25 protein-coding genes, 1 pseudogene and 1 riboswitch are annotated in these 26828 nt (G+C 72.4%); of the genes and pseudogenes, 12 read left to right on the top strand and 14 right to left on the bottom strand.

Annotated features, from left to right (window positions below; all coding sequences use genetic code 11):
• Nucleotides 1-67: 67 nt before the first annotated feature.
• From asnB to RI578_RS09100, 3 genes are all read right to left on the bottom strand, one after another.
• Complete coding sequence (asnB, locus tag RI578_RS09110) at nucleotides 68-1918, bottom strand: asparagine synthase (glutamine-hydrolyzing) (protein ID WP_310870643.1); 1851 nt, start codon at nucleotides 1916-1918, stop codon at nucleotides 68-70.
• Between the two features lie 119 nt (nucleotides 1919-2037).
• Complete coding sequence (locus RI578_RS09105; protein WP_310870642.1) at nucleotides 2038-3093, bottom strand: Gfo/Idh/MocA family oxidoreductase; 1056 nt, start codon at nucleotides 3091-3093, stop codon at nucleotides 2038-2040.
• Nucleotides 3090-3599 (bottom strand): GNAT family N-acetyltransferase, encoded by a 510-nt coding sequence (locus tag RI578_RS09100; protein WP_310870641.1) that lies wholly within the window; start codon nucleotides 3597-3599, stop codon nucleotides 3090-3092. Before RI578_RS09100 ends, RI578_RS09105 begins: the two co-directional genes overlap by 4 nt.
• Nucleotides 3600-3817: 218 nt before the next feature.
• Here RI578_RS09100 and hemA point away from each other — a divergent pair, with 218 nt between their 5' ends.
• Nucleotides 3818-5047 (top strand): 5-aminolevulinate synthase, encoded by a 1230-nt coding sequence (hemA, locus tag RI578_RS09095; RefSeq protein WP_310870640.1) that lies wholly within the window; start codon nucleotides 3818-3820, stop codon nucleotides 5045-5047.
• Between the two features lie 118 nt (nucleotides 5048-5165).
• Entirely contained in the window at nucleotides 5166-6161 is a 996-nt protein-coding gene (locus RI578_RS09090; protein ID WP_310870639.1) for a hydroxyacid dehydrogenase, read from the top strand.
• Nucleotides 6162-6229: 68 nt separating this feature from the next.
• On the opposite strand, the gene RI578_RS09085 is transcribed toward RI578_RS09090, so the two are convergent.
• Nucleotides 6230-7189 carry a LysR family transcriptional regulator gene (locus RI578_RS09085; RefSeq protein ID WP_310870638.1) on the bottom strand — a complete coding sequence of 320 codons (960 nt, stop codon included), beginning with the start codon at nucleotides 7187-7189 and terminating at the stop codon, nucleotides 6230-6232.
• Nucleotides 7186-8244 (bottom strand): ScbA/BarX family gamma-butyrolactone biosynthesis protein, encoded by a 1059-nt coding sequence (locus RI578_RS09080; RefSeq protein WP_310870637.1) that lies wholly within the window; start codon nucleotides 8242-8244, stop codon nucleotides 7186-7188. Before RI578_RS09080 ends, RI578_RS09085 begins: the two co-directional genes overlap by 4 nt.
• A 117-nt stretch (nucleotides 8245-8361) precedes the next feature.
• Here RI578_RS09080 and RI578_RS09075 point away from each other — a divergent pair, with 117 nt between their 5' ends.
• Nucleotides 8362-8994, top strand: coding sequence for a ScbR family autoregulator-binding transcription factor (locus RI578_RS09075; RefSeq protein ID WP_310870636.1), 633 nt, complete (start codon nucleotides 8362-8364; stop codon nucleotides 8992-8994).
• Nucleotides 8991-9932, top strand: a complete 942-nt coding sequence (locus RI578_RS09070) for an NAD(P)-dependent oxidoreductase (RefSeq protein ID WP_310870635.1) — start codon at nucleotides 8991-8993, stop codon at nucleotides 9930-9932. Before RI578_RS09075 ends, RI578_RS09070 begins: the two co-directional genes overlap by 4 nt.
• 65 nt (nucleotides 9933-9997) lie before the next feature.
• Here RI578_RS09070 and RI578_RS09065 read toward each other — a convergent pair.
• Nucleotides 9998-10314, bottom strand: a pseudogene (locus tag RI578_RS09065) (MMPL family transporter); the annotation flags it as partial.
• Nucleotides 10315-10468: 154 nt separating this feature from the next.
• Between RI578_RS09065 and RI578_RS42685 the strand changes: the two are divergent.
• The 3 genes from RI578_RS42685 to RI578_RS09055 all read left to right on the top strand — a co-directional run bounded on the left by RI578_RS42685 (nucleotide 10469) and on the right by RI578_RS09055 (nucleotide 12979).
• A complete protein-coding gene (locus RI578_RS42685; RefSeq protein ID WP_370443954.1) occupies nucleotides 10469-10546 on the top strand; it encodes a 50S ribosomal protein bL37 in 78 nt (25 codons plus the stop codon).
• Between the two features lie 113 nt (nucleotides 10547-10659).
• Nucleotides 10660-12009, top strand: a complete 1350-nt coding sequence (locus RI578_RS09060) for an APC family permease (RefSeq protein WP_310870634.1) — start codon at nucleotides 10660-10662, stop codon at nucleotides 12007-12009.
• Between the two features lie 313 nt (nucleotides 12010-12322).
• Nucleotides 12323-12979, top strand: coding sequence for a TetR/AcrR family transcriptional regulator (locus RI578_RS09055; RefSeq protein WP_310870633.1), 657 nt, complete (start codon nucleotides 12323-12325; stop codon nucleotides 12977-12979).
• Between the two features lie 199 nt (nucleotides 12980-13178).
• Here RI578_RS09055 and RI578_RS09050 read toward each other — a convergent pair whose 3' ends face one another.
• Nucleotides 13179-13772, bottom strand: a complete 594-nt coding sequence (locus tag RI578_RS09050; RefSeq protein ID WP_310870632.1) for a TetR/AcrR family transcriptional regulator — start codon at nucleotides 13770-13772, stop codon at nucleotides 13179-13181.
• Between the two features lie 263 nt (nucleotides 13773-14035).
• On the opposite strand from RI578_RS09050, the gene RI578_RS09045 reads away from it, so the two are divergent.
• Nucleotides 14036-15652 carry an MFS transporter gene (locus tag RI578_RS09045; RefSeq protein WP_310870631.1) on the top strand — a complete coding sequence of 539 codons (1617 nt, stop codon included), beginning with the start codon at nucleotides 14036-14038 and terminating at the stop codon, nucleotides 15650-15652.
• 27 nt (nucleotides 15653-15679) lie between these two features.
• Here the strand turns inward: RI578_RS09045 and RI578_RS09040 are convergent, their stop codons facing one another.
• The 6 genes from RI578_RS09040 to RI578_RS09015 all read right to left on the bottom strand — a co-directional run bounded on the left by RI578_RS09040 (nucleotide 15680) and on the right by RI578_RS09015 (nucleotide 20560).
• The gene (locus RI578_RS09040; RefSeq protein ID WP_310870630.1) at nucleotides 15680-16537 is read right to left on the bottom strand and encodes an ATP-binding cassette domain-containing protein; all 858 of its coding nucleotides are present in this window, start codon (nucleotides 16535-16537) and stop codon (nucleotides 15680-15682) included.
• Nucleotides 16534-17283: a cobalt ECF transporter T component CbiQ gene (gene cbiQ / locus RI578_RS09035; RefSeq protein ID WP_310870629.1), complete on the bottom strand. Its 750-nt coding sequence runs from the start codon at nucleotides 17281-17283 to the stop codon at nucleotides 16534-16536. The genes RI578_RS09040 and cbiQ overlap by 4 nt, the downstream gene beginning before the upstream one ends.
• Nucleotides 17284-17622: an energy-coupling factor ABC transporter substrate-binding protein gene (locus tag RI578_RS09030; RefSeq protein WP_310870628.1), complete on the bottom strand. Its 339-nt coding sequence runs from the start codon at nucleotides 17620-17622 to the stop codon at nucleotides 17284-17286. It abuts the gene before it with no gap.
• Nucleotides 17619-18314, bottom strand: coding sequence for an energy-coupling factor ABC transporter permease (locus RI578_RS09025; RefSeq protein WP_310870627.1), 696 nt, complete (start codon nucleotides 18312-18314; stop codon nucleotides 17619-17621). Before RI578_RS09025 ends, RI578_RS09030 begins: the two co-directional genes overlap by 4 nt.
• A gap of 29 nt (nucleotides 18315-18343) precedes the next feature.
• A riboswitch (cobalamin riboswitch) is annotated at nucleotides 18344-18528 on the bottom strand.
• A 104-nt stretch (nucleotides 18529-18632) separates the two neighbouring features.
• Entirely contained in the window at nucleotides 18633-19118 is a 486-nt protein-coding gene (locus RI578_RS09020; RefSeq protein WP_310875713.1) for a potassium channel family protein, read from the bottom strand.
• A gap of 77 nt (nucleotides 19119-19195) precedes the next feature.
• Nucleotides 19196-20560 (bottom strand): chloride channel protein, encoded by a 1365-nt coding sequence (locus tag RI578_RS09015; RefSeq protein WP_310870626.1) that lies wholly within the window; start codon nucleotides 20558-20560, stop codon nucleotides 19196-19198.
• Between the two features lie 255 nt (nucleotides 20561-20815).
• On the opposite strand from RI578_RS09015, the gene RI578_RS09010 reads away from it, so the two are divergent.
• Nucleotides 20816-21265, top strand: a complete 450-nt coding sequence (locus RI578_RS09010; RefSeq protein ID WP_310870625.1) for a hypothetical protein — start codon at nucleotides 20816-20818, stop codon at nucleotides 21263-21265.
• A 40-nt stretch (nucleotides 21266-21305) separates the two neighbouring features.
• On the opposite strand, the gene RI578_RS09005 is transcribed toward RI578_RS09010, so the two are convergent.
• Nucleotides 21306-24437: an FAD-binding and (Fe-S)-binding domain-containing protein gene (locus tag RI578_RS09005; protein ID WP_310870624.1), complete on the bottom strand. Its 3132-nt coding sequence runs from the start codon at nucleotides 24435-24437 to the stop codon at nucleotides 21306-21308.
• A 195-nt stretch (nucleotides 24438-24632) separates the two neighbouring features.
• Between RI578_RS09005 and RI578_RS09000 the strand changes: the two genes are divergently transcribed.
• From RI578_RS09000 to RI578_RS08990, 3 genes are all read left to right on the top strand, one after another.
• Nucleotides 24633-25025, top strand: a complete 393-nt coding sequence (locus RI578_RS09000) for a cell division protein SepF (protein ID WP_310870623.1) — start codon at nucleotides 24633-24635, stop codon at nucleotides 25023-25025.
• Nucleotides 25026-25183: 158 nt separating this feature from the next.
• Nucleotides 25184-26347, top strand: a complete 1164-nt coding sequence (locus RI578_RS08995; protein WP_310870622.1) for an ATP-binding protein — start codon at nucleotides 25184-25186, stop codon at nucleotides 26345-26347.
• The gene (locus RI578_RS08990) at nucleotides 26344-26697 is read left to right on the top strand and encodes a nucleotide pyrophosphohydrolase (RefSeq protein WP_383553883.1); all 354 of its coding nucleotides are present in this window, start codon (nucleotides 26344-26346) and stop codon (nucleotides 26695-26697) included. Before RI578_RS08995 ends, RI578_RS08990 begins: the two co-directional genes overlap by 4 nt.
• The last annotated feature ends 131 nt before the right edge of the window (nucleotides 26698-26828 follow it).

The raw sequence follows: 26828 nt of genomic DNA, 5'->3' as shown, positions 1-26828 counted from the left end.
CGGGGCTGTGGGTGCCGTGCGGCGGGAGGTGGAGCCGTAGGTCGGAGGGCCGGGCCGGAGGGTAGGGTCAGAGGGCCAGTTCGATGTCGTAGGCGGAGAGCCAGGAGTTCAGTCCCAGCGCCATCTCCAGACCCGAACGGTCGTACTGCGCGCTCATGTCCCCGACCGGACGGTCCAGCAGGGCCTTGGTCGCGGCGGTGTCGAGCAGCGGGAGCACCGGGGACGAGGAGTCGGCGAGCACCTCGTGGAGGGACGCGCGCAGGCCGAGCTCGTACGCCGGGTCCTGGGTGGTCGGGTAGGGGCTCTTCACCCGCTGCACGATCGACTCGGGCAGGAGGTCCTTGGTGGCGGCGCGCAGCAGGCTCTTCTCGCGTCCGTCGAACGACTTCATCTCCCAGGGGGTGTTGAAGACGTACTCGACGAGCCGGTGGTCGCAGAACGGGACGCGCACCTCCAGGCCGACCGCCATGCTCATGCGGTCCTTGCGGTCCAGGAGGGTCTGCACGAAGCGGGTGAGGTTCACGTAACTCATCTGCCGCATACGGCGGTTGACGGCGTCCTCGCCGGTCAGCTCGGGGGTCTCCGAGATCGCCTGGGCGTAGCTGTCCTTGAGGAAGCCCGGCATGTCCAGCTTCTGGATGAGACCGGGGTCGAAGAGCGACTTGCCGTCGAAGTACTTCCCCGTCGCGGACGTGAGCCAGGGGAACGTGTCCGCGCCGACCGCCTCGTTGTCGAAGAACCACCGGTAGCCCCCGAACACCTCGTCGGCGGACTCGCCGGAGAGCGCGACGGTGGAGCGTTCCCGGACCGACTGGAAGAGGCGGTACAGGGAGGGCCACATGTCGCCCCAGTACGCCGGCGGCAGGTCCAGCGCCTGGAGAACCTTGGCCCGCAGTGCGGGGTCCGCCAGCTCGCTGCTGTTCATGATGATCTCGCTGTGGTCGGCGCCCACGTGCTTGACCAGGTCGTGCACGAACGGGGTGTCGGAGGAGCCGCGCACCGGGTCGACGACGAACTCGGCGCCGTGCTCCTCGAAGTCGACCGAGAAGGAGCGGACGGGGCCCTCGCCCCGGCCCGCGAGGGTGCGCGAGGCCAGCGCGGTGATCACGGAGGAGTCCAGGCCGCCCGAGAGCAGCGAGCACAGCGGCACGTCCGAGACGGTCTGGCGCTCGACGATGTCCTCGAGCAGGCCACGGACCGTGTCCACCGTCGTGGCCAGGTCGTCGGTGTGCTCGCGGGCCTCCAGCGCCCAGTACGTGCGCTTCGTCAGGCCCGAGCGGTCGACCCGCACCAACTGGCCGGGACGCACCTCGTACATGCCGTCGAAGATCCCCTGCTCGGGGGTCTTCACCATCTCCAGGATCTCGCGCAGACCGTCCTGGCCGACCCGGCGGGGCACCGAGGGGTGGGCGAGGAGTGCCTTGGGCTCCGAACCGAACACCACGCCGTCGGCGGTGGGGAAGTAGTAGAGCGGCTTGACGCCCATGCGGTCGCGCACCAGTAGCAGTGACTGCGTGCGCAGGTCCCACAGGGCGAAGGCGAACATGCCGTTGAGCCGGTCGACGATGCCCTCGCCCCATTCGAGGTAGCCCCGCACGACCACCTCGGTGTCGCTGCGCGTACGGAACGTGTGGCCCCGGGAGATCAGGTCCGCGCGCAGCTCCTTGAAGTTGTACACCTCGCCGCTGTACGTGAGGCAGGCCAGTTCGCGGCCGTCGCTGTCGGCGACCATGGGCTGCCTGCCGCCGTCCAGGTCGATGATGGACAGCCGGCGGTGTCCCAGGGCGGCGTGCCGGTCCGTCCACATGCCTCCGGCGTCGGGGCCGCGGCAGGCCATGGTCTGGGTGACGGCCTCCAGGGTGCCCTGGTCCAGGCGTACGTCCTGGGCATAGCTGACCCAGCCTGCTATTCCGCACATGGTGTCTCCCTGTGTCTCTCTGTGTGGGTTTCTCTGCGTGGGGTGATCAGGGGTGATCAAAGGTGATGGGGGGCGAAAGGTCTGCGAAGGGGCGCGGGGGCGGGGGCGGCCGGGGCTCATCAGCCCAGGCGTTCCAGGTCGGCTTCCCGCAGCACCGTGCGCCCAGCGGGGAAGTAGGTGACCGGGTCCGCCGAGTTCACCTGCGCGTCCATCGTGTTCAGCAGGCGCTGGAGGGAGAGGGCGTCGGCCAGCCCGGGAAAGGGCGAGGCGGGCTGTCGGCCCCGCACCACGAACGCTGTGACGTCCTCGGCCATGCGGCTCAGCTTCACGATGGTGCGGGCCTCGTCCGGTACGGGCTCCTCGCGGGTGTCGACCTCTCGGAACACCTCGTCGCCCGAGGACGTCCGGCGCCACACGCGCAGCCGGTCGGCGTCCCAGGCGGGTGTGTCGTACACGGCGCCGGCGTAGGTCAACTCCCCCTGCGGGTCGCGGAAGACGAAGTCGATCGCACGCGAGCGCGTGATGTTCACGAAGCTGCTGTACCCGGTGACCCTGCCCTCGTCCAGGCGTGCGGACAGCGCGACGCTGTCGAGCACCGCGTCGCCCGACACGGAGAAGTCCGACCGGGTGCCGAGCACGGATTCCAGCTCCAGGCCGGCGCCGCGACCGGCGATCCACTGGACCAGGTCCAGCGGGTGGATCACCTCGCTCTGGACCCCGCTGGTCGGACGGTGGTCGCTGATGCGGTCCTTGCCCCAGGTGAAGTGCGCCCGCACCAGCCGCAGGTCCCGTTCCAGGACGTGGGCGCGCAGGACTCGGGTGGCGTCGGAGTACCGCTCCACCAGGTCCATGCAGAACCCGGAGACCTCGCTCAGGTGGGACTCGATTTCGCCCAGGCTCTCGCCGGGCAGCGCCAAGGGCTTTTCCGCCAGTACGAACCCCTGATAGCCGTCCAGCTCCGAAAGGATCTCGGCATGCGCCATGTCCGGCACCGTCACGACCACCACGTCGGGCCGGAATTCCGCGAGGGCCCGGGTCGTGGAATCGTAGTAGGGGAGCGAACCGTCCTTCGGGTTGCGGCCCACGTAAGCGAATTCGGTCTCCGTGGCGGTGCGGGAGAACGCGTTCAGAAACCGGGTTCCGGCATAGCCGAGACCCACGATCAGGACTCTCATGTCTGGTCTCCTCCGAGAGGGCGTGAAAGAAGCTCCTCGCCGGACGGCTGGAACCCCAGTTTCCGGTAGAGGGGCGCGCCGACGGCCGTCGTCTGGAGGGCCACCGCGTCGGCGCCGGCCCGGCGCAGCCAGCCGAGCACGTGGTCCATGACCAGGCCCCCCAGGCCCTGCTGCCGCAGAGCCGGATCGACCACTACGGCCTGCACCCAGCCCGAACGCCCGCTGGGACAGCGCACCGTGGGGGCGCGCTGGTCCACGACGGCGACGGCGCAGGCGAGGAGCTCACCCGGTTCGCCGATCACGGCGACGTGCACCTGGTCGTCGGCCGCCGTGAGAACCCGGTCGAGCCAGGTGCGGTAGTCCCGCTTCCACGCCTTGTCCTCCGCCTCGTCGCGCGCCGCGTACAGCGCGGTCCCCGAACTGAGCAGCAGGGCCCGCAGACGTACCAGCTCCGCGATGTCCTCCACCGTCGCCGAGCGCGGCTTCAAGTCGTCCTGGGAACTCATGTCGAGAGACTTTAGAAGCCTGCGGAATGAAAGAGAAATGGCAGTCCCGGCCCGCCTATGCGGTTCGTGAATAACTGACGCCGATCCCTCTGTGACCTCTTGTTATACGGATATCCCATGAGGTCGTGGATTCGGTATTTCCCTGTGCGCCCGAATCCCTCTAGGTTCGGTGCGGCGCGACAAGTAATCGACGTCGCAATACGTTCACGGGAGATTTCATGTTCGGCTACGTAGACTTCTTCTCGTCACAGATAGACGCCCTCAAACAACAGGGCGGGTACCGCACCTTCCTGGAGATCGAACGGCGGGCGGGTGCCTTCCCGGCGGCGCTGAAGTTCGGCCCGGGCGACGGCCGGAGGATCAGCGTCTGGTGCAGCAACGACTACCTGGGAATGGGTCAGCACCCTCTGGTGCTGGAAGCCATGAAGAAGGCCGTGGACGAGACGGGCGCGGGCAGCGGCGGCTCCCGCAACATCTCCGGCAACAACCACTACCACGTGCAGCTGGAGCGTGAACTCGCCGACCTGCACGGCATGGAGGCGGCGCTGATCTTCCCCTCCGGCTACGCGGCGAACGACGCCGCGCTCACGGTTCTCGGCAGCAGGCTGCCGGGCTGCGTCGTGCTCTCGGACGAGCTCAACCACGCGTCGATGATCGCCGGCATCCGGCACAGCGGTGCCGAGAAGCACATCTTCCGGCACAACGACGTCGATCACCTGGAGGAGCTGCTGGCCGGTACGGACCCCTCGCTGCCCAAGATCATCGCGTTGGAGAGCGTCTACTCCATGGAGAGCGACGTCGCCCCGCTGGAGCGGGTGGCGGAACTCGCCGCGCAGTACGGTGCGTTCACCTACCTGGACGAGGTGCACGCGGTCGGCATGTACGGCCCGCACGGTGCCGGAAAGGCCGCCGAACTCGGCATCGCCGACCGGTTCGACGTCGTACAGGGCACCTTGGCCAAGGCGTTCGGGACCGCCGGCGGATACGTGGCGGGCCCGGCGTCCGTCGTGGACGCCATCCGCAGCTTCGCCGGGGCCTTCATCTTCACCACGTCGCTGCCGCCGGCCGTGGCGGCCGGAGCGCTGGCCGCGGTGCGCCACCTCAAGCGGTCCGAGCTGGAGCGCGGCCATCTGGCCCAGAAGGCAGCCCTGTTGCAGGGCCTGCTGCGCGACCACGGCATCCCGGTCGTCTCGGAGGCGGCCCACATCGTGCCCGTGCTGGTCGGGGACGCGGTCAAGTGCCAGAACGTGGCGCGGCGGCTGCTGGACGAGCACGGCTACTACGTGCAGCCGATCAACTCGCCGAGCGTGGCGGTGGGTTCCGAGCGGCTGCGGGTCACTCCCACGCCCCATCACAGTGACGAGGAGATCGCGGGATTCGCCCGCGCGCTCGACGCCATCTGGGAGTCCGAGGCGCTGCCCCGCACGTTTGCTCCCGCCCCCGCGTGACACCGACCGCCGCGGCGGGCCCGTCCCCGGCCGGCGGAGGCCCTCGTACCTCATCGACCGGCGGAAGCCCTCGCCGCTCATCGGTTCCGCAACTCGCCCGTACGAAAGGAAACAGCCCGTGCGCAAGCCCGTTGTCGTCGTGGCCGATCCACTGGATCCCGAGACCCTGAAGGATCTGCACGCCTGCGAGGTCAGGACGTGCGACGGCCGCGACGCGGCCGCACTGCACACGGCGCTCCGCGAGGCCGACGCCCTGCTCATACGCAGCGGCACGCGGGTCGACGAGGCCGCTCTGGCCGCCGCACCCCGGCTCCGGGTCGTCGCACGGGCGGGCGTCGGCCTCGACAACGTCGACGTCGAGGCGGCCACCCGGCACGGCGTCCTCGTCGCCAACGCGCCCCTGTCCAACGTCCTCAGTGTCGCCGAGCTGACGATCGGGCTCATCCTGACCCTCATGAGGAACGTGGTGCCGGCCGGTTCCGCGCTGCGCGCCGGGCGCTGGGAGAGGTCCCGTCATCAGGGCGTCGAACTGGCGGGCCGCACCGTGGGAATCGTGGGGCTCGGGCACGTGGGCACCCTGGTCGCCCGTCGGCTGGCCGCCTTCGACGTCGAGGCGATCGCGTACGACCCCTACGTTCCGCAGAGTCACGCGCGGTCCGTGGGGGTGACGTTGACCGACCTCGACGAGCTGATGTCCCGCAGTGACGTCGTCACCGTCCACCTGCCCAAGAGCCCGGCCACGACCGGGCTCATCGGCGACCGGGAACTGCGTCTCGCCAAGCCGTCGATGCTGCTCGTCAACACCGCACGCGGCGGCATCGTCGACGAGACGGCCCTGGCCGTCGCCCTCAAGGAGGAGCGTCTGGCAGGGGCGGCGCTGGACGTCTTCGCGATCGAGCCGGCGGTGGGAAACCCCCTCCTGGACTTCCCGAACGTGCTGGCCACCCCCCACCTGGGCGCCGGCACCCACGAGGCCCAGGGACGGGCCGGCCGGGACGCGGTGTCGGCGGTGCTGCGCGTGCTGTCGGGTGAGCGGCCCGAGCACGCGGTGAACCCGGCCGTCCTGGACCGGGCCCGCACGAGCGGCGGTTCCACCCGGGCGGGGCGGCACTAGCCGTACGCCGGAGCGCGCCTGTGGGGGTGACGACCGAGGGTCGGCACCCCCACTGCGGGTGACGGGGTTCAGTGGGCGAGGGGGCGGGCGTGCCGCAGCCCCGGGGCGAAGTCCCGGCGATAGCCGGGTGCCAGGATCTCCTGGGCGATGCGGACGAACCGTCCGGCCAGCGGATGGCTCCCCTGGACCGGCTGGATCAGCGAGACGGGGACCCGGGGACCGCCCCGCAGCGGCACGAAGGTGACCGAGGGGTGCACCGTCCGCCGCAGTGCCAGTTCCGGCACCACGCCCAGGCCCTTACCGGCGGCCGCGGACTCGATGCACTCGTCGAAGTTGTGGCACCGCAGTGCGATCCGGGGCAGCTTCACTCCCCAGTCGCCCTCCGTGACGGGTCCCACCGCCTCGTTGACGATCACCGTGTGTTCGGCGAGTTCGCTCCAGTCCAGTCGGCTCCGTGCGGCCAGGGGGTGCCGGTTGGGCACCACTGCCACGTACTGCTCACTGCTGACCCTGGTCGCGCGGATGCCCGCCCGGTGGGCGTGTCCCCGCAGGATCGCCACGTCCAGCGCCGATGTCGCGATTCCGGCGCCGATGTCGTCCCGGCCCTTGAGCTCCACGCGCACTCGGGTCTCCTCCTCGAACCTGTTGATCGCGTCGTGGACCCAGACGTCCGGCAGCAGCCAGGAGAAGCCGAGGCGCAGGGGCGTGCCGGTGCTCTCCGGCCGCAGGGCCTTCTCGAACAGGGGCAGGAGGAGCAGGAGTTCCTCGCGGAGCTTCTCGCCGGCCGGGGTCAGCGACACCTGGCGGGTCGTGCGGTGGAACAGGCGCAGGCCCATGTGCTCTTCGAGGCGCTGGACGGAGCGGGTCAGCGCCGGCTGGTTGCTGGAGAGCCGGTTGGCCGCGTCCGTGAAGCTCAGCGCGTCGGCGACGGCGAGGAAGGCGTTCAGATGGCGCAGGCTGATGTCGGAAAGGCGCGCCGCGGACGGGTGCCGCGGCGGCTGGCCAGATCCCCCGAACCGGCGTGTCATGACAGGGCGCCGCCTCGTGACGCTCCCGCAGCTCCACAGTGCGCCTGCTGGAGGGAGGGTGTCGTAGGGGCCGAGGGCGCGGTGGTGGTGAGTTCGGCGGTGAAGGCCACCAGGTCGTTCTGCACGGCCTTGACAGCCGTCCGCCGGTTCCCGGACGTGGCCGACGCGTCCACGGGCAGTTCCTCGGTGAACAGCGCGCAGGGGGAGTCCAGCTCCACGTACCGCTTGAAATCGCAGGACAGCGACAGGATCTCGGCCCCCGGCACGCCCGGCCCGGCCGGATTCGGGGCGCTGCCGGCCCCTATCGCCGCTTGGTGTGCGGCTTCCAGCAGGAGCATCCCCGGTACGTGGTCCACCGGGTGGTCGAAGAAGATGGGGTGGTCGGTGGCGACCCGCAGCCACTGCGCGCCGTCCGCGTCCGGGGCGGTCAGGAGCACGTCATCGGTGCTCGCGCGGTGGAACCTCGCGGGACGCACGGGAACAGGGCGGGGCACGGGCACGGCGTTCGACATCGCCGTGGGGATGTCCGCGTACGCGCCCCGAAGGCGCTGGTACACCCGCTTGGCCATGACGGCGAACCGGGTCTCGGCCCGGGCGACCGGGACGCCGCCCCGCGTGACGGTCATCCACATCGACAGTGCGGTGGGGCGGCTGCCGCGGTAGGAGATGTCGTAGCACCGCACGTGCAGTTCGACGTCCCGTCCGCGCACGGGAGCGTCGGCGGGGTCGGCGGGGTCGGCGGGTTCGAGTATCAGGTAGGAGAATCGTTCCCAGATGAGCTGGTCGCCGAGCGGCACTCCGTACGCGGCGTGGCACAGCAGGGGGAAGGTCTGCCGGATCGTCTCGGAGAGGAGCAGCGGGTCGAGGGTGTCCGCCACCCGGTAGAACGGGTGGGCGTCCGGCCACAGCGCGTCTATTCGGAAGTGGTCCTCGCCGAACCCGGTCCAGCTCCTGAGATAGACCTCAGAGGCATTCGTCTTGTGGACGTAGTGCTGTGGCACCCGGCCGCTGACGGGCTCAGCGATGCAGTTGCCGACAGTTTCGTGTGGGGGCACGAGATCCGTTCTCCTCCGTTGGGGGTTCTCATCGCCGCGGTAGTTGAGCGATGACTGATCACCAAATAACATAGAGATTGATCTGTTTCTTGTCGAGAGAGCTTGGTGATCTTGAACGTGACTCGGAGCACACAGGAGCGCGCGGTCCGTACCCGGAAGGCGTTGATCTGCGCCGCGGCCGAAGTCTTCGACGAGGCCGGCTACTCAGGGGCGGGAGTCACCCGCATCCTGGAGAAGGCGGGGCTGACCCATGGCGCGATGTACTTCCACTTCAAGTCGAAGGAGGACCTAGCCCGCGCCGTGATGCTGGAACAGGCTTCCGACCTGAACCTGCCCGAAGAGCCCCAGGGTCTCCAGCAGTTGGTGGACGTGACGCGCATGCTGGCGGTCGAGTTGCAGCACAACAGGATGCTCCGTGCGGGGGTCCGGCTGGCGGTGGACCCGGGCGGCCCGGCCCGCCACGACGACTCGATCTACGTCTGGTGGGCCGAGCTGTTCGAAAGAGAGCTACGGGCCGCCCGCGACGCGGGTGAACTGCGCCCGGAGGTCGACGAGAAGGACTTCGCCCTGACGCTGGTGGGGGCGTTCACCGGTACCCAGGTGATGTCCGAGATCATCACGGGGCGCGCGGATCTCACCCAGCGCGTCACCGCCCTGTGGCGCTACCTCCTGCCCGCCCTCACCCCGCCCGACGTCCAGGCCCGCATCACCCTCGACGGTGCACTGGCAAGCAGGGGGGCGCACTCGTGAAACCGGTACGCGTCGTACTGACGGGCGCCACCGGATTCGTGGGGAGCCGGACCGTCGGAGAACTCCTGAAGCACCCCGGAGTCGAGCTGCGCCTGGTGGGCCGCAGCAGGCCGCCCGGCGCCGCCGACGACCGTGTGCGCTGGACACCGGCGGATCTCACCGACCCCGCGTCGCTGCGCGGAGTGTGCCGCGACGCCGACGTCGTGGTGCACCTGGCCTCGCTCGTCTCCGGTACGACGGAACAGTGCGGGAAGGTGAACGAGGAGGGCACCGCCGCCCTGGTGCGGGAAGCGACCGCCGCAGGCGTCCGGCACCTGGTGCACCTCTCCACCTCGGCGGTCTACGGGGCAGGCCCGCACGCCGGCCAGGACGTCGAGGACCTGGTGCCCGCCCCGGTCTCGGCCGCGAGCGCCACGCGCCTCGCCGGCGAACACCACACGCTCCGGGCCGGTGGACTCGTCCTGCGCGCCGGGCTGGTGCTCGGTGCCGGTGACCGCTGGGTGGTCCCGGCGCTCGCCCGGCTCCTGGCGTCCGTCCCCTTCCGCTGGGCCGGAGGCGACGCCGAGCTGTCTCTCGTGGACGTGTCGGATCTCGCCCGCCTGATCACACGCACCACGCTGGCACCCCTCCCTCCCGGGCCACAGGTCGTCCACGCCAGCCATCCGCGGCCGGTACGCGTCGGCGACCTCATGGAGACCCTCGCGGAACTGAAGATCCTCCCGCCCTGGCCGAGCGAAGCGCGTACCTGGGACGAGTGCCTGGAAATCTTCGCGGCCGACCCGGGCGGCCTGAGCGCCCGCCAGTTCCACCTGCTGGCCCAGGACCACTGGTACCGCAGCGACTCCATCTGGCTCCGCGCCGGGTGCGACCCCGGCCCCGGCCCACTGGCACGGCTGGCAGAGGCGGCGGACTGGTACCGAGGCCTTCTCGCCGAGTGATCCGCCGAGTGATCCAGTGAGGTGGCTCGGCCCAGGGCATCCCGCCAGCCGCGATGGTTTTGCGGTCTTGCCACGGCGACGGCCTTCTCCAGCTCGGTCCGGCCCGCGTCGGTCAGGTCGTCGGCCTTGACCTTGTGGTCACGGTGGCGTACGCCGTGGAGGCGTCCTCGCTCACCGCGTGCGCCGTGAAAGGACTCACGGCACTGGCCACCTGCGGCCCGTCGCCGACGTCCGCCACGAACGCGTCGACGGCGGAGCGGTGGCCTGCGGCGGTCACCTTCTCGCCGTCGGGAGCGATGAACACGACCCGCGCGCTCGCCCCGTCGGCGTCCGAGCCCGGGAAGCGCTCCCCGATCAGATCGAAGGCCCGCTGCGCCTCGATGCGCCGGCCCCGGCTTCACAGCCGTGACGTGAGCCACCCGTGTGCATTTCGCGCCGGGGAGTTTGCAGCCGCGTCGACGGGAAAGGGGCTCTGTGATCCATCGGGGCGACAAACCGGTGGATAGTACGTGAAAGCTAAGGGAGAGGAGCGTTCGATGTCCTCGAAGCGACGTCGTAAGAAGAAGGCCCGCCGCAAGAACGGCGCGAACCACGGCAGCCGTCCGCAGAGCTGAGGGCGTGTCGACGCATCGGGTGGGTGGCGCATGCCACCCACCCGAGCGCTTTCCCGGCGCGGTGCGCGCAAGATCATGGCGTGTTTCCCGTCCTGCGGGAAACCTGGGACGCCATGGCGAGACTCGGAAAGCAACGGCCCGCGGGCGCGCAGGACAGCCCGGCACTCAAGCGCACGCTGACCACCCCGCTGCTGTACTTCTTCATCCTGGGCGACGTGCTCGGCGCCGGGGTCTACGTCCTGGTGGGGCAGGTGGCCGCCGACGCCGGCGGAGCGGTGTGGGTGCCGCTGGTCGTCGCCCTGCTGCTGGCGATGCTGACCGCCGCCTCCTACGCCGAGTTGGCCACGAAGTATCCGCGGGCGGGCGGCGCCTCCCACTACGCCACCCGCGCCTTCGGGCCGTTCGCCGGCTTCGTCGCGGGCTTCTGCATGCTCGCCGCCGGCATCGTCTCCGTGGCCGCGCTCGCCCGCGGCTTCGGGGGCGACTACCTCTCCGCCTTCGTGACGCTGCCGGTCGGACTCGTCGCCGTGCTGTTCCTCGCCCTGCTCGCGCTGGTCAACGCGCGGGGCATCAAGGAGTCGACCCGCGCCAACGTCGCCGCCACCGTCGTCGAGGTCGGCGGTCTCCTCGTCATCGTCGCCCTCGGCGTCTGGCTGCTGCTGCGCGGCGACGGAGACGTGGGGCGGCTGGGACAGCTGGGTACACCGGAGAAGGGGGCCGCGGCGGCCGTACTGAGCGGCTCCGTCCTGGCGTACTACTCCTTCGTCGGCTTCGAGACGTCCGTGAACGTCGCCGAGGAGACCCGCGACCCCCGGCGCTCCTACCCACGCGCCCTGTTCGGTGCCCTCGCCACCGCGGGCGCGGTGTACGTGCTGGTGGGCATCGCCGCGTCAGTGGCGGTGCCGACCGCCCGCCTGGCCGAGTCGAGCGGGCCGCTGCTGGAGGTCGTCGAGGCGGCGGGCGGCGTCCCGACGCGGCTGTTCAGCGCCATCGCGCTCGTCGCCGTGGCGAACGGCGCGCTGCTCACCGGCATCATGTCGTCCCGCCTGGCCTACGGCATGGCCCGGGACGGGCTGCTGCCCGCCGCGCTGGCCAAGGTGCTGCCCGGCCGCCGCACGCCGTGGGCCGCGATCGCGGTCACGACCCTGCTGTCGATGCTGCTGGCGCTCACCGGCAGCGTCGCCACCCTGGCGTCCACCCTGGTCCTGCTGCTGCTCGTGGTCTTCCTCATGGTCAACACGGCCGTACTCGTGCTGCGCCGCGACCCGGGCGAGGCCGACCACTTCCGGGCCCCGACCGTGCTCCCCGTGCTGGGCGCCCTGTCCTGCGTGGCGCTCGCCACGCAGATCGAGGCCGAGGTGTGGCTGCGCGGGCTGCTGGTCGTGGCGGTGGGGACGGTCCTCGCCGCGCTCGCCGCCGCACGGCGGACGGCCAAGGGCGCGGACCGGGCCGGGCGCGGGTGATCCGGGGCGCGGTGGACCGGTTGCGGTGGACCGGTCGCGGCCGACCGGTCGCGGAGCCGCCGACTGCGCGGCCGTTGGCCGCGGCCGTCGGTCACGCGGCCGTTGGTCACTCGGCCGTCGGTCACGAGGTCTTCGGCCACGAGGTCTTCGGCCACGCGGCCGTCGGCCACGAGGTCTTCGGCCACGAGGTCTTCGGCCACGAGCGTGTCATTCCGGCGTGGGGGAGGGCGCGTAACCGGTCGGGCCGGGGCGCCGCCCCCGTGCCAGAATGGACGCCCCCGCTGCCCGACCGTTCCTGCCCCAGAGGTTCTACGTGACCAAGTCCGTTGCCCGTGAGCCGCAGCGACGCAACGCGCGGTCCAACCGGGCGCGCATCCTGGCCACGGCCCGCCGGGAACTGGGGCGGAACCCGGACACCACCCTCGAGGAACTGGCCCGTGCCGCCGGTGTCGTGCGGCGGACCCTCTTCGGCCACTTCCCGGGGCGCGCGGCGCTGTTGGAGGCCCTCGCCGAGGAGGCGTCCGAGGTGCTGCGGAGCGCGATGGCCGCCGGGGCGGAGCGGGTCGGGCCCGCCGAGCCCGCCGAGCGCGCGCTCGCGCACTTCGTGCTGCTGATGTGGCCCGTGGGCGACCGCTACCGGATGCTGCTGGCGCTGGCCCGGCACGACCTGGGCGTGGAGCGCGTGGCCGAGATCCTGGCCCCGGCCCGCGCCGAGGTCACCGCCATCCTGGAGCGCGGGCAGCGGGACGGAGTCTTCCCCGGCCACCTGCCGCCCCCCGTGCTGAGCGCCGGCCTGGAGGCGATGACGGTCGCGCTGCTGGAGCAGGTCAACACCGGCGCGCTGGAGGACGACGGCACCCGCGTCGCGACCGCCCAGCTCATCGCGGCCGGCGTACCGGAGGAGCGGGCCCGGACGGTGGTCGAGGACGTGGCCCCGACGGTGACCGCGGAGGGCGTCGCGGACGAGTGAGCCGCGGCCCGTGGTCCCGTCGGGGCCACGGCTCGTATCTCCGTAGGGGCCGCCGCCCGTACCCCGTAGGGCAGGTTCGTTCGCCCCGTGACCCGACGGGTTCGCCCGCGCCCCCTCGCCCCAGTACGGCGAGCAAGCCCCGCCTCCGTCACCCCTCACCTCAGTACGGCGAGCAGGCCCCGCCCCCGCCCCGACCCCGTCACCCCTCGCCGCACAGAGCACGCACCGCCCCTGTCGCGGTGTCGGCGCCCACCCCCGCGACGATCAGCGCGGCCACGGCGGCGCCCGTGCCGTCGTCGTCCCAGACACCGCGACGCGCGCAGCCCAGGAGCGCCAGCAGGTGCGCCTCCAGCGCCGCGCCGAGCACACCGGCCGGTACGGCGGTGTGGAAGACGCCCGCGCGCCGGCCACGGGCGAGGATGCCGGCGAGCTTGTCACGGGCCGGGGCGAGGATCGCGCTCACCCCTTCCGGTCCGAGGCCGCGGTGGCGGGCGAGGGCGATGAGCGTGCCGTAGCGGTCGCCGATCGGCCACAGGCCGAGGACGAACCGGGCCAGGGCGACGGCGGGATCGTCGTCCGGGGCCGGCGCGTCCGTGCCGCCGATCGCGTGCAGTACCGCCTCCGCGGCCTCCTCGACGAGCCCTCCGACCAGTGCGTCCCGGCCGGCGAAGTGGCCGTAGAGGGTGCGACGCGCCACGCCGGCGGCCGCGGCGATCTCCGTGAGGCTGCTGTCGGGGTCGCGGCCCAGTTCCCGCTCGGCCGCTCGCAGGATGCGGGCGCGTGTGGTGGTCACGTCGGTACCTCGATCGGAAGGGGCGCTTGAGGCGAGGCGCGCCCGGTGGAAATGGCTCGATGGCAGGGTCCCGTTGGTAGGGCCCGTCGGCAGGGACCCGCCGGCAGGGGCCCGTTGGAAGAGACCCGCCGGCAGGGACCCGTCGGCCGAGCCCCCGAGATATTTGCACGCCACTGTGCAACAAACTACTCTGTCAGCAGTCTGCACATCGATGGGCAATTAACTTGCCCCTCACTCGCTTGCCCTCTTTCCCGGGAGCCCCCATGCCCCTCCTAGCCACCACACCCGTCGACAAGATGACCGGGCCCTACGCACGGCGCTGGTGGGCGCTCCTCGTGCTGTGTCTGAGCCTGCTGATCGTCGTCATGGCCAACACGTCCCTGATCGTGGCCGCGCCGGACATGACGACCGACCTGGGCCTGAGCAGCAGTGACCTGCAGTGGGTCATCGACGGCTACACCGTCCCGTACGCCGCGTTGATGCTGGTGCTGGGCTCGATCGGCGACAAGTACAGCCGTCGAGGCGCGCTGGTCACCGGCCTGGTGATCTTCGCCGGCGGTTCGGTGATGGGCAGTCTGGTGGACGAGACCGGGCTGGTCATCGCGGCTCGGGCGATCATGGGCGTCGGTGCCGCCGTCGTCATGCCGGCCACGCTGTCCCTGCTGGTCGCGGTCTTCCCGAAGGGGGAGCGGGCCCGCGCCATCACGGCCTGGACCGCCACCTCCGGCCTCGCCATCGCGGTCGGTCCGCTGGTCGCCGGATGGCTCCTGGAGGACCACGCCTGGGGCTCCACCTTCCTGGTCAACGTCCCCATCGCGGTCGCCGCCGTCGTCGGCGCGCTGATCCTCGTACCGCCGTCCAAGGCGGCCGGCATGGGCCGGATCGACTACGTGGGCGGCCTGCTCTCCATCGTCTCCGTCGGCAGCCTGGTCTACGCGAGCATCGAGGGCCCGCACTTCGGCTGGGGCGCCGGCCCGGTCGCCGCGGCCGTCGCCGCGGGCCTCGGCCTGGTGGCCTTCGTGTGGTGGGAACTGCGCCACCCGCACCCCATGCTGGACGTGCGCAGGTTCCTGCTGCGGCCCTTCAGCGGCTCGATGCTGGCGGTGCTGTTCTTCTTCTTCGGTACCTACGGCGCCATCTACTACGCCACGCAGTTCCTGCAGTTCGTGCTCGGCTACGGGGCTCTGGAGACCGGTGTACGCCTGCTGCCGCTGGCCGGGGCCGTGTTCGTCGGCGCCGCGGCGACCGGGAAGCTGACCCCGAAGCTGGGCGTGAAGGCGATGGTGGGGTCCGGCATGGTGATCGGCACCGTCGGTGTCCTCCTCCTGGTCCTCATCGAGAAGGACTCGACGTACGCCGACTTCCTGGCCCCGATGCTGCTGCTCGGCCTCGCGATCGGGCTGAGCGTGTCCCCGGCCACCGACACCATCATGGGCTCCTTCCCGGAGAGCGAGCTGGGCGTCGGCGGCGGCGCCAACGACACCGCGCTGGAGCTCGGCGGCTCGCTCGGCATCGCCGTGCTGGGCTCCCTGCTCGGCACCGCCTACCGGGACGAACTCGCCGACCTGGTGGGCAACCGGCTCCCGGCCGCCGCGCTGGACACCGCCCAGGACTCCGTGGGCGGCGGGCTGGCCGTCGCCGAGCGCCTCGCGACGGACCCCGCCGCCGGCCCCCAGCAGGCGCAGGCCCTGGCCGACGCCGTGAACCAGTCCTTCGCGCACGGTGTCGCCACGACCAGCCTGGTGGGCGGGATCATCATGGCCGCCGGCACCCTGATCGTCCTCGCCGTCCTCCCCGGCCGCCGCGGTACCCGGCAGCGGCCCGAGGAGAAGACGGCCGAGGCGGCCCGGGACGCGGAGTACAGCGACTCGGCGCGCTGAGCCCGAGCCACCCCGACCGGCACCCCGTCAATCGGTCAGGGCGGCCAGCTCCTCCGCCGTACGGGGGCCCGCCGCCGAGTCCGTCAACAGGCCCTGCGCGCGCAGCAGCCGGGCCGCCGCGACGCCCCACGGCAGCCGCAGCCCGGCCTGCCGCAGCAGCTCGGCGCGGGCCAGCGTCGGGGCCGCGGGGCCGGTGTGCACGCCGGCCGGGGTGAGCAGGGCGGCGTCGTCGGACCAGCGCAGGGCGAGGTCGACGTCGTGGGTGGCCATCACCACGGTGGTGCCGCCCGCGCGGAGCCGGTCCAGGGTGGCGAGCAGCCGCTCCTGGCCGTCCGGGTCCAGCCCGGCGGTCGGCTCGTCGAGGATCAGCACCCGGGGGCGCATCGCGACGGCCCCGGCGATCGCGGTCCGCTTGCGCTGGCCGTAGGACAGCAGGTGGGTGGGCCGGTCGGCGAGTGCGGCGATGTCCAGCGCGGTGAGCGACTCCTCGACCCGGGAGCGGACCTCCGCGTCGGACAGGCCCAGGTTCAGCGGCCCGAAGGACACGTCCTGGGACACCGACGCCGCGAACAGCTGGTCGTCCGGGTCCTGCACCACCAGTTGCACCGTGGTCCGCAGCCGGGTCAGCCCCTTGCGGTCGTACGTCACCGGCTCCCCGTCGACCGTCAACGTCCCCGCGTGCGGCCTGAGTCCGCCGCTGAGCAGCCGCATCAGCGTGGTCTTGCCGCTGCCGTTGCGGCCCAGCAGCGCGAGCGCCCGCCCCTCGCGCACCGCGAAGTCCAGGCCGGTGAGCACGGCCGGGCCCTCCTCGTACGCGAAGGACACGCCCCGCAGGGCGACCAGGAACGACGCGGCCGCATCGCCCCTCTCGATCGTCTCGCTCACGACAGCGGCCTTTCCAGTACGAGGGTGAGGGCGGCCAGCACCGCCAGCAGCGCGACGCTCGCCGCCGTGAAGGGCACGGAGACGCGGGCCTCGGGCACCAGGACGCGCAGCGTGCCGTCGTAGCCGCGCCCGGCGAGCCCCGACTGCAGCCGCGCCGCCCGGTCGAAGGCCCGCACGAACGCCGTGGCGCCGAGCCCGCCGAGCGAACGCCAGGCGGCGGCCCGGGTGGTGTGGCCCAGCCGCGCGGCCTGCGCCTCCCGCACCCGGCGCACGGAGTCCAGCAGCAGGAAGCTCATCCGGTACGTCACCAGCGCCACGTCGACCACCGGCGCGGGCACCCCGGCCCGCACCAGGCGGGGCAGCAGGTCGGACATCGGCGTGGTGAACGCGAAGAGCAGCACCCCGAGGGAGGCCGCCGAGGTGCGCAGCAGCAGCTCACCGGCGCGCACCGGGCCGCCGTCCGCCGCCGTCAGGAACCCGCCCGGGCCGCCGACCTGCACCAGGAGCGGCAGCGCCCCGGTCACGCAGAAGCCCAACGGCACGCGGTACGCCCGCCACAGCCGGCGCCCGGGCACACCCGCCGGGCCGAGCAGCACGGCCAGCGCCGTCACCAGCACCAGCGCCGCGCCCGGCCAGGGCGGCAGCGAGATCGCGAGGACGGTCAGCCCCAGCCCGAGCACGGCCTTGTCCACGGGATGGCGGCGGCGCCAGCGACTGCTGTGCGCCGCCGCGTCGATCGGCAGCACTCAGTCCCCTTCGGGAGCGTCCCGCAGCGCCGCCGCCGTCCGCTCCTCGCCCTGCCGCCGGCCCCGGCGCAGCCCGAAGTAGTAGGCCAGCACACCCGCGCCGATCGCGGCCTGCACCGCGAACAGCGCCGACTCGATCTCCCCGGACGGCGGCTCGTACAGCGGCGAGAACCACGGCTCGTAGTCCGGCTCGATCTCCGTGATCGCCGTCTCCGCCTCGGCGTCGGCACCGGCGAACGGCTCCTCCTTGTGGTCGCCGAGACCCAGCACCAGCGGCAGCACCGCGAGCGCGGCCACGGCGAGCAGCAGCAGGGCGTTGATCTTCGCGTTGCGGCTCATCGGGCCACCGCCTGTTCCTTGGTCCCCGTCTTCGTCAACAGCACGCCCAGCCGGGTGAGTTCGCCCTTGCTGGACTGCACCAGCAGCCGCATCACGATGACCGTGAGCAGGCCCCCGCTGACCGCGAGCGGGATCTGCGTGACCGCGAAGATGGACCCGAACTTGCCGAGCGCGCCCAGGAACCCGCTGCTCGGGTCCGGGAACGCCAGCGCCAGCTGCACGCTGGTGACGCAGTAGGTCGACAGGTCGGCGACGAACGCCCCGAAGAACACCGCGACCATCAGCGGCACGTCGTAGCGGCGCAGCAGCCGGTAGACGGCGTAGCCGGCCCAGGGGCCCACGATCGCCATCGAGAAGACGTTGGCGCCGAGCGTGGTCAGCCCGCCGTGCGCCAGCAGCAGCGCCTGGAAGAGCAGGGTGATGGTGCCCAGCACCGCCATGATCGGCGGCCGGAAGAGAATGGCACCCAGACCGGTGCCGGTCGGGTGCGAGCAACTGCCCGTGACAGAGGGCAGTTTCAGGGCCGACAGAACGAACGTGAAGGCTCCGGAGGCACCGAGGAGCAAGGTGCTCTCCGGGTGCTCCCTGACCTCACGGGTGAGTGACCGTACTCCGTGGACGACGAACGGCGCGGACGCGACACCCCAGGCGATCGCGTGCGCCGGTGGCAGAAAGCCCTCGGCTATGTGCATGGCTCAGCAGACCCTCTCCAGCACCTCGTGGATGGACGACGCGCCTTGGCCGGTCTCCTGGCTTACGGGTACCACCGCCCGTGCTCCGCCTTCCCGGGTACGAGTACCCAGTGGCTGCCCGCGAGGGCCGGAGCCGGACTTCCCGATTCACAGTGGCGAGGGCCGCACCGGCATCACACCGGATTTCCCGTTCACCAAGGCGTGGCGACAGTAGTGCTCCCACCGGGGTGGTGACAAGCGGGCCTCCGGTCCGGCCGGCCCGGCGAACAGGCCTCGGTCCTGCGGAAACGGCCGTCCGCACCACGCCTTCGGCCGCCGTCAGTCGGGCCGGTCCCGCTCGGTCCGCCGGACCACCATGTCGCGCGCCCGGGTGGTCAGCGCGGTCGCGGCGGCGGTGAGGAACACGAAGCTGTAGGCGATCTGCAGGACGGTCACGATCCGCGCCGCCTGGCCCCGCGGGGTGATGTCCCCGTAGCCGACGGTGGCGAGCGTGACCACGGTGAAGTACAGGGCGTCGACGCGGGTGCGCAGACCGGTGAACTCGCCCGGCTGCTTGGCGAGGGCGTAGTACGCGGCCGAGAAGACGTGCACGGACAGGATGATCAGCAGGGGGATGACCACACCGGGCCGGGTCTCCGGGCGGTCGAGGAGCACGTGACGGATCTGACGGAGCAGCATCACGGCCACGAACGTCAGCACCAGGGCGAACAGCAGCCAGCTCAGTACGGGACGCCGCGGGCCCAGATGGTCGAGGGGGAGGACGAAGTAGGCCACGACCGTGGCCGCCGCGATGCCGGCCCGCACGAGCCAGGGCCGAACCGCGCGCCAGGCGGTACGCGGTCGGGTGCCGCCCGTCCCCGTGGTGGTGGCCCGGCGCTCGGTCACCGTGCCGTCTCCGGTGCCGCTTTCGGCGGTTCCGCTCCCGCTCCCGGCTCTGTCCGGCGGACCAGCTGGGTGACGACGAAGGCGACCACCGACGCGGTGACGATCAGCGGCATCTGGTCGTACGCGTCCCCGCCCACCAGCAGCACCGCCAGCACCGCGCTGGCCAGCGGCAGCCCGGTCACCGCGGCCGCCGCGGCGGAGATGCCGAGGGCGAGGGCCGGGGTCGCGCCGAAACCGGGCAGGCCGGAGCAGGCCATGGCGGTCGCCGTGCCCAGCAGTACGGCCGGGAAGATCGGGCCGCCGCGCAGACTGCCCAGCGCGATGCCCCAGGCCAGCCCCTTGCAGGCGACGAGCGCGACCAGCGCGCCCACGGACCAGGCGTGCGGGTCCGCGGCGAGCCGGGCCAGGGTCGCCTGTCCGGACAGCGCCGCCTCCGCCGGGGAACGGCCGGTGATCAGCGCGTACGCGGCGAGGCAGCCGCCGACCGCCGTGGCGCAGGCGACGGTGCGCAGGGCCGTGCGGTGCCGCGTCCAGGAGACGGTCCGGTGGCCCAGCTCGCGGCCCAGCGTGATCAGCACCGCGATCAGTGCCGCCGTCGGGACGCCCCACAGGAAGTCACCCACGTCCGGGTTGGCGCCAGGCGGCACGTCGTGCAGGGCCAGCGCGCCGATCTTCAGGCCGGTCCACTGACCGAACCCGGTGAAGACCAGGGCGCCCGTCGCGCTGGCCAGCAGACAGGGCAGCAGGAGCACGACCAGTTGGGCACCGGCGAGACCCGCGCCCTCGATGAGCAGCACCGCCGCCGCCACCGGGCCACCGAGGATGGTCGAGATCGCGGCGGTGGAGCCGGCGGTCGCGAGGATCGCGCTCGCCCTCGGGTCCCCCGCGGCCCCGGCCCGCCGTACCGCCAGCAGGGCGAGCCCGCTGCCGACGGCCATCAGCGGGGCCTCGGGGCCCAGCACCACGCCGAGCGGCAGCGTGGCGAGCGCCGCCAGGACGGCGCCGGGCAGCGCGCGGGGGCCGACGGGCGCGCCGCCCAGCCCGTTCACCGGCAGATGGCCGCCGGCGCCCGGCATCCGGGTCACGATCGGCGCCAGGATCAGCCCGGCGAGCACCAGCGCGGGCAGCGGCCACCACCAGGGCGGGGCGCCGTACCCGGCGGCCTCGGGCAGCGATGTCCACACCCAGTGCTGGAACTCGTGCTGGAGACCGACGAAGAAGAAGCAGGCCAGCGCGATGGGAACGCCCAGCAGTACGCACAGCAGCAACAGCCGCAGATAGCCGGGGCTGAGCAGGGTGCGCCGCAGTGACTGCTCGGCCCGGGCCGGCACCGCGTTCGCCGGCGCGGGCTGAGTCGTCACGGGCCCTCCTGGTCCGACGGTCCGTCGCGCGCGTTCGCATGTGCGCTTCAGTAAACGCGAGACGGGGGAGGGCCGCACGCGCACGCTTCCGCTCCGGGGACCGGGGAGCGCGGTGCGGTCGGAGCCGGTTCACCCGTGCGGCGGATCCGTATGGCCGCGGGGGCCGGGTGCCCGCAGGCTCGGAGTGACCTGTCGGCGCCCCGGGGTGCCGGTGGGGGCAGGCCCGTACGGGGGACAACAGAAAGGACTCCGCTCATGAGCCAGCACGCCGCACCTTCTCCCGGCAGGCCGACGCACGGCGCAGGGGCCCCGCGGCCGGCGGACCGCACCAGCGGCTGGGTGACCGGCGGCGTCGTCTTCGCGGGCGTACTGCTGCTGCTGAACGGCGCCCTCGCCGTCCTCCAGGGCATCGCGGCCATCGCCGAGGACGACGTCTACGCCCGCGTCGGCAGCTACGTCTACGAACTCAGCCTCACCGGCTGGGGCATCATCCACGTCATCCTGGGCGCGGTGGTGCTCGTCACCGGCTACGGCCTGCTCAAGGGCATGGCCTGGGCGCGCTTCGCGGGCATCTTCCTGGCCTCGCTGAGCCTGGTCGCCCAGTTCCTCTTCCTGCCGTACGCACCGGTCTGGGCCGTGATCATGATGGCGATCGACGTGTTCGTGATCTGGGCGCTGGCCGGCAGCCAGGAGCAGGCTGCCTGAATGCCCGCGGCCGGGCGCCCGGCCGCGAGCAGGTGCCGACTCAGCGGCGGTACAGGCCTCGCGCCAGTGCCGCCGCCGCGCCGACGGCGGCCAGCCCCGTGCCCGCCAGGGCCAGGGCCTTGGCCCGCCGCCCCGGGGCCACCGGCCGGGCGCCCGGCGCCGTGCCGTACGCGCTGCCGGGGACGTCCGTGTCGCCCGCGGCGGCGGGGAGCGCCGAGGCCAGCAGCTCCGCCAGGTGCACGCCCTCGTGGCCGCCGCTGTCGAACTCGTGGATCTGCGTCCGGCAGCTGAAGCCGTCGGCGAGTACGACGGTCGCCTCGTCCTCCTCCCGCAGCCGCGGCAGCAGCACCCGCTCCGCGCACGCCTCGCTGACGTCCAGGTGGCCGCGCTCGAAGCCGAAGTTGCCGGCCAGTCCGCAGCAGCCGGAGTCCAGCCGCTCGGCGTCCACCCCGGCCCGGCGCAGCAGTTCCCGGTCGGCCTCCCAGCCCATGATCGCGTGCTGGTGGCAGTGCACCTGCGCCAGCGCCTTCGCGGACCGGTCGGGCACCCGCGGCGGCTCGTAGCCGGGGGAGTGCTCGGTGAGCAGCTCCGACAGCGTCACCGTCTGCTCGCCCAGGCGGCGCACGTCCTGGTCGCCGGGGAACATCTCCGTCGCGTCCGCCCGGAACACGGCCGTGCAGCTCGGCTCCAGCGCCACCACCAGACCGCCCGCCCGCACGTGCTCCGCCAGTCCGCGCACGGTCCGGGTGAGCACCTTCTCCGCCGTCCCGAGCTGTCCGGTGGAGATCCAGGTCAGCCCGCAGCACAGCGGCTCGGACGGCAGTTCCACCCGCCAGCCGGCGTGCTCGAGCACCCGTACCGCCGCCCGTCCGATGTGCGGATGGAAATGGTTGGTGAAGGTGTCCGGCCACAGCAGCACGGTCCCGCGCCGCCCGTCGCCGTACGGCTCGTGGCGGGCGAACCACTGCTCGAAGGTCTGCTCCGCGAACAGCGGCACCTCACGGTCCGCCACCCCCGCCACCAGCACGGCGGCCTTCGACAGCAGCGGAGCGTGGGTGAGCGCGTTGACCACCGGCGCGAGCCGGGTGCGGCCCACGGCCTGGGCGAGCGCGGGCAGCCAGCCCATCGACCAGTCGGAGCGCGGCCTGCGCCACGGCCGCCCCTCGTAGTGGTGGGACAGGAACTCCGCCTTGTACGTGGCCATGTCCACGTCCGCCGGACAGTCCTTCTTGCATCCCTTGCAGGCCAGGCAGAGATCGAGGGCGTCCTTGACCGCCTCCGAGCGCCAGCCGTCCTGGATCGCCCCGTCCCCGTGCCCGTCGAGCATCTCGAACAGCAGCCTGGCCCGGCCCCGGGTGGAGTGCTCCTCCTCCCGCGTCACCTGGTACGACGGACACATCACCGTGCCGTCACTGGTGTGCTGCCGGCACTTTCCGACGCCCACGCACCGATTGGCCGCCTGGGAGAACGACCCGCCGTCGTGCGGGAACCGGAAGCGCAGGTCGCGGGGCTCGTACGGGGACCAGTCACCGCCCAGCCGCAGGTTCTCGTCCAGCCCGTACGGCGCGACGACCTTCCCCGGGTTCATCCGGTCCAGCGGATCGAAGACGGCCTTCAGCCGCCCGAACGCCTCGACCAGCTCGTCCCCGAACATCCGCGGCAGCAGCTCGCCCCGGCTCTGCCCGTCTCCGTGCTCCCCGGACAGCGACCCGCCGAACTCCACGACGAGGTCGGCCGCCCGCTCCATGAACCGCCGGTACGTCGCCACCCCGTCCGCGGTGTACAGGTCGAACGGGATCCGGGTGTGCACGCAGCCCTGCCCGAAGTGCCCGTACAGGCTGGGCCCGGTGTCGCTCAGATAGCCGAACTCCTCGAACAGCGCGCGCAGCCGCCGCAGGTAGTCGCCCAGCTTCTCCGGGGCGACCGCCGAGTCCTCCCAGCCCTCGAAGGTGTCGGGCTTGCCCGGGATGTGCGCGGTGGCGCCGAGACCGGCCTCACGCACCTGCCACAGCGCCTGCTCGTTCGCCGGGTCGTCGAGGAACGAGCAGTCCGCGTCGTGCTCGGAGCGGTGCACCGCCTCCAGCATCCGGTGCGCCCGCGCGCCCGCCTCCTCGACGGTGTCGCCGCCGAACTGCACCATCAGGTAGGCGTTGCCGTCGGGCAGCTCGGCGAGCGCCTTGTCGTTGAGGCGCTTGATCCGCTGGTCCCGGACCAGCCGGGCGTCCACGCCCTCCAGCGCGATCGGTTCGTGCGGCAGGATGTCGGGCACGGCGTCGGCGGCCTTGTCGATGACGTCGAACCCGAGCACCACCAGAACCCGTTCCTTCACCACCGGCACCAGCTCCAGCTCCGCCCGCAGGACGGTGACCAGCGTCGACTCGCTGCCCACCAGCAGTCCGGCGACGTCGAAGCCGTACTCCGGCAGCAGCGAGTCCAGGTTGTAGCCGGAGACCCGGCGCGGGATGTCCGGGAACCGGCGGCGGATCTCGTCCGCGTAGGTGTCGCGCAGGGCACGCAGCCGCCGGTAGACGGTCGCCCGCAGATCGCCCTGCCGCTCGATCCCGGCGTACTCCTCGTCGCCGGTCTCCCCGCACCAGAAGCGGGTGCCGTCGTAGAGCAGCACCTCCAGGCGGGCGATGTTGTCGACGACCTTGCCGTGCGCCTGTGCGGTGGCGCCGCAGGAGTTGTTGCCGATCATGCCGCCGATCGTGCAGTTGGCGTGGGTGGCGGGCTCGGGCCCGTAGCGCAGCCCGTACGGCGCGAGCTGCCGGTTGAGGTCGTCCAGCACGATCCCCGGCTGCACGACGCAGGTGCGGGCATCGGTGTCCACCGACTCCACGCGGGTGCAGTACTTCGACCAGTCGAGCACCACACCCGCGTTGGTGCACTGTCCGGCCAGGCTCGTCCCGCCGCCCCGCGACAGCACCGGCGCACCGAACTCCCGCGCCACGGCCACCGCCTCGGCACCGGCCTCGGGGGTGCGCGGGACGACCACGCCGATGGGCGTCTGCCGGAAGTTCGAGGCGTCCGTGGAGTACGCCGCCCGGCTCCCGGCGTCGAAGCGGACCTCACCGTCGACCCGCTCGCTCAGGGCGGTTCGGAGCGCGACGGTGTCGACCGGCGGCGGCGCCCCCTCGCGAGTGACGGGTTCGGGCAGGTCCAGCGCACCCATGGGCTCTCCTTCGGGTGTCGGCACGGCTACGGCGCCCGCGCGTGCGGAGCGGCCGTCGCTGAGTACCCCGGCGGTCGCGGTGGCAATCACCGGACACGGAGCGTCGCGAACCGTGTCGCTGTTGGGCCGAACGGGTGACTTGGCGTAAGAATTGGCTGGTGCAGGCAATGAAGGCGAGTGAAATCGGGGGAGCCGGTGAACAGCCACGACGTCACCGATGAACAGTGGGAGGGGCTCGCCCAGGTCGTTCCGTTGCGCGGGCGCGACGCATGGCCGTCCGCGGTCGGCCACCGGGCGATGCCGGAGGCGGAGACGGAGACGCGTCGCCGTTTCGTCGTCCTGCGGGTCAACGTGTTCGCGGACGCCCGCGAGGTCGCCGAGATCCTCATGGCGGGCATTCCGGTCCTGCTGGACCTGACCAGCGCCGAGACCGAGGTCGCCAAGCGGGTACTGGACTTCAGTACGGGCGTCGTCTTCGGCCTGGCCAGCGGCATGCACCGCGTCGACCGCAACGTCTTCCTGCTGACGCCGTCCGGGACCGAGGTGAACGGGCTGATGGAGGGCGCGGCGGAGGTTCCCGGGGGGTGACGGGGCCGGCGGGGCGCGCGCGGCGCGGATCGTCGCGGACGCCTCCCGGACCTCCCAGGTGTGACGGGCGCCCCGGCCCTGACGGCGCCGTCCCCCGATCGTAGGAACGTCCTCCGGGCAAAACGGTTCGCCATGAGCCGGACTTCTACGGTCCGCATATGGCCGTGTCAACTGCGTCAACGGTGTCCGCCACTCCCGTCCCGCCCCACCCGGACCGGCCCCGCATCACGGAGCTGCGGCTGTCCGCCTTCGCCGGGCACCGGCGCGCCGTACTGCCGCTCGGTCCGCTCACCGTGCTCGCCGGGCCCAGCGGCAGCGGCAAGACCAGTGCGCTCCGGGCGTACGACGCGCTGGCCAGGCTCGGGGGCGGCGCCCAGCTCGGCGCGGTGTTCCCCGACCCGGTCGCCTGCGTGCCCGAGCGGGCCCGGCCCGACGCCCAGCACCGCCGCGGCTTCCGCATCGGCTGCACGGCCGACGGCGCCGCGGGCCCGGTGCACCTGGACGTCGCCGTACAGGCCGAACCGGAACTGCGCATCGTGGGGGAGCGGTTGACGGCGGACGGCGTCGTACTGCTGGAGACGGCCCTGCGCGATCCCGGCCGGCGGGCCGTGCAGGCGGCCTGGCACACGGCCGGGTCCGCGCCCGTGACCCGCGCCCCGCTGCCGGACGACCGGCTCGGCACACCGCTGCTGCCGCTGCGGGTGGCCGGCAAGACGGAGGGGCAGCGCAGGGTGCTGGCCGCGGCCGAGCAGATGGTCGTCGCCCTGCGTTCCGTCTTCGCCTGCGATCCGCGGCCCGGCCGGATGCGGGAGCCCGTGCCCACCGGCTCCGGGCGCCTGCTAGGCGGCTGCGACAACCTCGCCGACGTGCTGTGGCGCACCCGCGCCGAGTGCGGGAGGCGGCACGCGCAGTTCGTCGCGGCGGTACGCGCCGGATGCGCGGGCCCCGTCGCGGACGTCCTGGCCGAACCCGTCGCCGGGGGCGTGGTGCGCGCGCTGCTGGACCGGGGCGACGGCACCCGGACCGGCCTCGCGCGCCTCGGCTACGGCGAGCTGCGCTACCTCGCCCTCGCCCTGGTGCTGTTCACCGGCCCCGGTGTGCTGGAGGTCGACCCGGCCGGCGAGGTGCCCGCGGCGCTGCAGACGCTCACCGTGCTCGCCGACGGCTTCGACCGCGGCCTGGACGTGCGGCAGCGGGCGGAACTGCTCCGGCTGGCGGTTCGGATGTGCGACCGCGGGCACATCCGCCTCGTCGCGGCGGTCGCCGATGCCACCTGGGCGGCCGGGACCGACGGTGTCACGGTGGTAGACCTGGTCACGTGACCGATCACCCTCACCCTGCCCAGGACCTCATGGCGTTGCGGCGCAGGCTGGCCGAGTTCGCGGCGGCGCGGCACTGGCAGCCGTACCACACGCCCAAGAACCTCGTCGCCGCCCTCAGCGTGGAGGCGTCCGAACTCGTCGAGATCTTCCAGTGGTTGACGCCCGAGGAGTCGGCCCGCGTCATGACCGACCCGGACACCGCGCACCGGGTCCGGGACGAGGTCGCCGACGTGCTGGCGTATCTGCTCCAGTTCTGCGAGGTGCTCGACGTCGACCCGCTGGCCGCGCTGGCGGCGAAGATCGAGCGGAACGAGCTGCGGTTCCCGGTGCGGAAGGACCGGGAGAGCTGAGGGGGAGCCGCGCACTCCGTTATTACTCTCCGCAGTCGTTAACCGGCCAGAAATCAATTTGTTGTCCGAAGATTTCCGCCTTCCTCTGGCTTTTCGTCCCACACGCCTTCACTCTGGGTAGTGGACAACGG

This window comes from Streptomyces sp. BB1-1-1, from assembly GCF_031597775.1.
Taxonomy (GTDB): domain Bacteria; phylum Actinomycetota; class Actinomycetes; order Streptomycetales; family Streptomycetaceae; genus Streptomyces; species Streptomyces thinghirensis.
This window is presented reverse-complemented; position numbering and strand designations above follow the sequence as displayed.

What these genes read in the sequence shown, in the direction of transcription:
- RI578_RS42685 (WP_370443954.1), top strand. Translation starts at nt 10,469, where the DNA reads ATGTCCTCGAAGCGACGTCGTAAGAAGAAGGCCCGCCGCAAGAACGGC.
- RI578_RS09085 (WP_310870638.1), bottom strand. Translation starts at nt 7,189, where the DNA reads ATGACACGCCGGTTCGGGGGATCTGGCCAGCCGCCGCGGCACCCGTCC.
- RI578_RS09045 (WP_310870631.1), top strand. Translation starts at nt 14,036, where the DNA reads ATGCCCCTCCTAGCCACCACACCCGTCGACAAGATGACCGGGCCCTAC.
- RI578_RS09010 (WP_310870625.1), top strand. Translation starts at nt 20,816, where the DNA reads ATGAGCCAGCACGCCGCACCTTCTCCCGGCAGGCCGACGCACGGCGCA.
- RI578_RS09060 (WP_310870634.1), top strand. Translation starts at nt 10,660, where the DNA reads ATGGCGAGACTCGGAAAGCAACGGCCCGCGGGCGCGCAGGACAGCCCG.
- RI578_RS09105 (WP_310870642.1), bottom strand. Translation starts at nt 3,093, where the DNA reads ATGAGAGTCCTGATCGTGGGTCTCGGCTATGCCGGAACCCGGTTTCTG.
- RI578_RS08995 (WP_310870622.1), top strand. Translation starts at nt 25,184, where the DNA reads ATGGCCGTGTCAACTGCGTCAACGGTGTCCGCCACTCCCGTCCCGCCC.
- asnB (WP_310870643.1), bottom strand. Translation starts at nt 1,918, where the DNA reads ATGTGCGGAATAGCAGGCTGGGTCAGCTATGCCCAGGACGTACGCCTG.
- RI578_RS09025 (WP_310870627.1), bottom strand. Translation starts at nt 18,314, where the DNA reads ATGCACATAGCCGAGGGCTTTCTGCCACCGGCGCACGCGATCGCCTGG.
- RI578_RS09030 (WP_310870628.1), bottom strand. Translation starts at nt 17,622, where the DNA reads ATGAGCCGCAACGCGAAGATCAACGCCCTGCTGCTGCTCGCCGTGGCC.
- hemA (WP_310870640.1), top strand. Translation starts at nt 3,818, where the DNA reads ATGTTCGGCTACGTAGACTTCTTCTCGTCACAGATAGACGCCCTCAAA.
- RI578_RS09100 (WP_310870641.1), bottom strand. Translation starts at nt 3,599, where the DNA reads ATGAGTTCCCAGGACGACTTGAAGCCGCGCTCGGCGACGGTGGAGGAC.
- RI578_RS09005 (WP_310870624.1), bottom strand. Translation starts at nt 24,437, where the DNA reads ATGGGTGCGCTGGACCTGCCCGAACCCGTCACTCGCGAGGGGGCGCCG.